Consider the following 4,315-nt stretch of genomic DNA (forward strand, 5'->3'; position numbering starts at 1 on the left):
ACCAGCTCATTGGGCTGCCTCCTGCAAACCGTCAACGGTAAGGCCAAAGATAGCGGGCGGAATACCTGGCAGACCGGCTGGCAATGCCACCAGACCTGCACCCAGCTCTTCGTTGATACGCAGCGGCAGACGCAGGGTCAGGCCCGCCACGTTCAAGCTCAGCAGCGCGCCGTCGTTGACACCCAGACGGTCGGCTTCGGACTTGGCAAGGGCCACGTAAGCAGCAGGGATACGCTCTTGCACCGGCGCGGCTTTCGAAGAGTTCTCTTCGCTGCCCAGCAGGTGATAGAACGGCACCACTTGCCAGGTGCCACGTGCCGGGTTGAACGCGCCCGGAATGTTGGCGGACCAGCTCAGTGCATCACCTTTGCTTTCGATCAGGCGGGTGCCCGGGTCGCCAGCGCGGATGTGACCACCAACTTCGTCCTGGAACTTGTTCCACGCTTGTGGCGAGTTCCAGCCCGGAGACCAGGCAAACGGCACTTGTTGGCGAGGTTCGACGGAGCCCGAGTAACCTTCCATCGAAAACGCGAACGCGGTGTCCGGGTCTTGTGGAATACGGGGCTCGTGCACGCTGATGTTGGCGCGCATGGCCGTGCGGCCACTGTAACGCAGCGGTTCACGGGCCAGTTTCAAACCTTTGATACGGAACGCAGCAGACGGCGCAGCATCAACGATCTGGGCCAGCGCCGGGGTGCTGGCTGCGGTGGCTTGAGTCACGTGATCGAGCAGGGTCCAGTCAACCGGCTTGTTCAGCAGGGTGCTGCGCAGGGCGTGCAACCAGCGCCAGCCTTCGTGGATCAGGTTGCTCGAGTCGAGGTAGCGCGGTTCGAACACCTGGAAGAAGCGCTGGGCACGGCCTTCCTGGCTAACCAGCGTACCGTCGCCTTCAGCAAAGCTTGCAGCCGGCAGAACCAGATCGGCCCGGTCGGTGGTTGCAGTTTTTTGATGATCGGCAACGATCACCACTTTGGCAGCATCCAGTGCGGCATTGACCTTGATCGCGTCCACACGGGTGAACAAATCGTTTTCCAGCACCACGATGGCATCGGCTTTGCCGTCGATGACGGCTTGCAGCGCGGCATCGACCGAGTCACCGCCGAGCATGGCCAGGCCCAGGCTGTTGGCCTCTGGCACCACCAGGCTGATGGAACCGGCTTTTTCACGCAGGTGAAGGGCCTTGGCGATGTTGCCTGCGGCTTCGATCAGGGCGTTGGAGCCCAGCGAAGTGCCGGCAACGATCAACGGACGCTTGGCAGCCAGCAGGGCGTCAGCGATGCGTTTGGCAAGTTCCAGGGCTTCAGCGTCCAGACCGGCAACGGCAGGGGCGCTAGGGTCGATGGCGTGCGCCACGGCGAAACCAATGCGCGCCAGGTCGTCTGGAGCCGCGTGTACGCACTCTTCGGCCACGTCGTCGAGCTTGGTTTCAGCCAGGCTGGCGATAAACAGCGGGTTCAGCGCGTGCTGACCGATGTTTTTCACCGCAGCGTCGAGCCAAGGCTGAACGCGCATGGCCTCGGCCATTTCTTCGGCTTTGCCCTTGACCGATTGGCGTAACGACAGCGCCATACGGGCGGCTGTTTGAGTCAGGTCTTCACCCAGCACGAAGATGGCGTCGTGATCTTCGATGTCGCGCATGTTCGGCACGGGCAGCGGGCTGTCTTTCAAGACTTGCAGCACAAGGCGGATGCGCTCCAGCTCGCCGGCTTCGATGCCCGAGTAGAAGTGCTCGGCCCCCACCAGTTCGCGCAACGCATAGTTGCTTTCGAGGCTGGCGCGTGGCGACCCGATACCGACGATAGTGCGACCGCGCAGCAGATCAGCCGCTTTATCCAGTGCAGCGTCGAGGCCCAGATGGGTGCCGTCGGCCAGCAGCGGTTGACGCGGGCGGTCGGTGCGGTTGACGTAGCCATAGCCGAAACGGCCACGGTCACACAGGAAGTACTGGTTTACCGAACCGTTGAAACGGTTTTCGATGCGACGCAGTTCGCCATAGCGTTCGCCCGGGCTGATGTTGCAGCCGCTGGAGCAACCGTGGCAGATGCTTGGCGCAAACTGCATGTCCCACTTACGGTTGTAGCGCTCGGAGTGAGTCTTGTCGGTGAACACACCGGTCGGGCAAACCTCGGTGAGGTTGCCGGAAAACTCGCTTTCCAGTGCGCCGTCTTCAACGCGACCGAAGTACACGTTGTCGTGGGCACCGAACACGCCGAGGTCAGTACCGCCCGCGTAGTCTTTATAGAAGCGCACGCAGCGATAGCAGGCAATGCAGCGGTTCATTTCGTGGGAAATGAACGGGCCCAGTTGCTGGTTCTGGTGGGTACGCTTGGTAAAGCGATAACGGCGCTCGTTGTGGCCGGTCATCACGGTCATGTCTTGCAGGTGGCAGTGACCGCCTTCTTCGCACACAGGGCAGTCGTGCGGGTGGTTGGTCATCAACCATTCGACGACGCTGGCGCGAAATACTTTCGCTTCTTCGTCTTCGATGGAGATCCAGCTTCCGTCAGTGGCAGGCGTCATGCAGGACATGACGATGCGACCGCGGGTGTCGTTCTCGTCGGTGTACTGCTTGACTGCGCACTGGCGGCAGGCGCCAACACTGCCAAGGGCAGGGTGCCAGCAGAAATACGGAATATCGAGGCCTAGCGACAGACATGCCTGTAACAGGTTGTCTGCCCCATCGACTTCGAGCTCTTTGCCGTCTACGTGGATAGTGGCCATGGTTCAAAGTTCTTCGTTGGCCCGGTGTCAGCGGGCGTGGCTAATGGAATCTTGTTATGCGTTCGAAGCAACCCAGCCTTACGGCGTTATCGAACGATCAGAGGGCGGCACGGACCGCCCTCGTTCAGAGCGTTACGCGCCGACTACAATCGGGCGTGCCAGAGGCGGAACGCCAGGCTTTGCGTGTGCAATACCGGCTTCAAACTCTGGGCGGAAATACTTGATCGCGCTGCCCAAGGGCTCCACGGCACCCGGCGCGTGAGCGCAGAACGTCTTGCCTGGGCCGAGGAAACCGACCAGCCCCAGCAACGTCTCGATATCGCCTTCGCGACCCTCGCCTTTCTCAAGGGACATCAGCAGTTTCACGCTCCAAGGCAAACCATCGCGGCAAGGGGTGCAAAAGCCGCACGATTCACGGGCAAAGAACTGTTCCATGTTGCGCAGCAGGGACACCATGTTGACGCTGTCGTCTACGGCCATCGCCAGGCCTGTACCCATACGGGTGCCGACCTTGGCGATACCACCGGCGTACATTTGCGCATCAAGGTGCTCGGGCAGCAAGAAACCGGTACCGGCTCCGCCAGGTTGCCAGCACTTGAGCTTATAACCGTCGCGCATACCGCCAGCGTAGTCTTCGAACAGTTCGCGCGCGGTCACGCCGAACGGCAATTCCCACAAGCCAGGGTTCTTCACTTTGCCGGAGAAGCCCATCAGCTTGGTGCCGTGGTCTTCGCTGCCTTCGCGGGCGAGGGATTTGTACCAGTCAACGCCGTTGCCAATGATGGCCGGTACGTTGCACAGGGTTTCGACGTTGTTCACGCAGGTCGGTTTGCCCCATACGCCCACAGCAGCCGGGAACGGCGGCTTGGAACGCGGGTTGGCGCGACGGCCTTCGAGGGAGTTGATCAGTGCGGTTTCTTCGCCGCAGATGTAGCGCCCTGCACCGGTGTGCACGAACAGTTCGAAGTCAAAGCCCGAACCGAGGATATTCTTGCCCAGCAGGCCCGCAGCCTTGGCTTCTTCGACTGCACGACGCAGGTGCACGGCGGCGGTGGTGTATTCACCGCGCAGGAAGATATAGCCACGGTAGGTTTTCAGTGCGCGGGCACTGATCAGCATGCCTTCGATCAGCAGATGGGGCAGTTGCTCCATCAGCATGCGGTCTTTCCAGGTGTTGGGTTCCATTTCATCGGCGTTACACAGTAAGTAACGGATGTTCATGGATTCGTCTTTGGGCATCAGCCCCCACTTCACGCCCGTGGGGAAGCCGGCACCACCCCGCCCCTTGAGGCCCGCGTCTTTAACGGTCTGGACGATATCGTCCTGAGCCATGTCGGCAAATGCCTTGCGAGCGGCCGCGTAGCCGTCTTTGGCCTGGTATTCGTCGAGCCATACAGGCTCGCCGTCGTCACGCAGACGCCAGGTCAGCGGGTGGGTTTCTGCCGAGCGCGCGATGCGGTTGGCAGGGCCGAAAGAAGTCAGGGTCATGGGTAGCCCTCCAACAACGTAGCGACGCCAGCAGGCTGCACGTCACCGAATGTGTCGTCGTCGATCATCAACGCCGGCGCCTTGTCGCAGTTGCCCAGGCAGCACA

General features: G+C 61.3%; 3 protein-coding genes. All 3 read right to left on the reverse strand.

The genetic code is table 11. The features are described from left to right. Positions 1–6 precede the first annotated feature (6 nt). Complete coding sequence (gene nuoG, locus Q1W15_RS11180; RefSeq protein ID WP_300727873.1) at positions 7–2,721, reverse strand: NADH-quinone oxidoreductase subunit NuoG; 2,715 nt, start codon at positions 2,719–2,721, stop codon at positions 7–9. Between the two features lie 132 nt (positions 2,722–2,853). Next, positions 2,854–4,209, reverse strand: coding sequence for an NADH-quinone oxidoreductase subunit NuoF (gene nuoF, locus Q1W15_RS11185; protein ID WP_300727876.1), 1,356 nt, complete (start codon positions 4,207–4,209; stop codon positions 2,854–2,856). After that, the coding region (locus tag Q1W15_RS11190; protein ID WP_300727879.1) for an NAD(P)H-dependent oxidoreductase subunit E at positions 4,206–4,315 on the reverse strand (110 nt) is incomplete at its 5' end. The genes Q1W15_RS11190 and nuoF, both read right to left, overlap by 4 nt.

Origin of the sequence: Pseudomonas sp., assembly GCF_030150285.1 — a bacterium.
Classification (GTDB): Bacteria; Pseudomonadota; Gammaproteobacteria; order Pseudomonadales; family Pseudomonadaceae; genus Aquipseudomonas.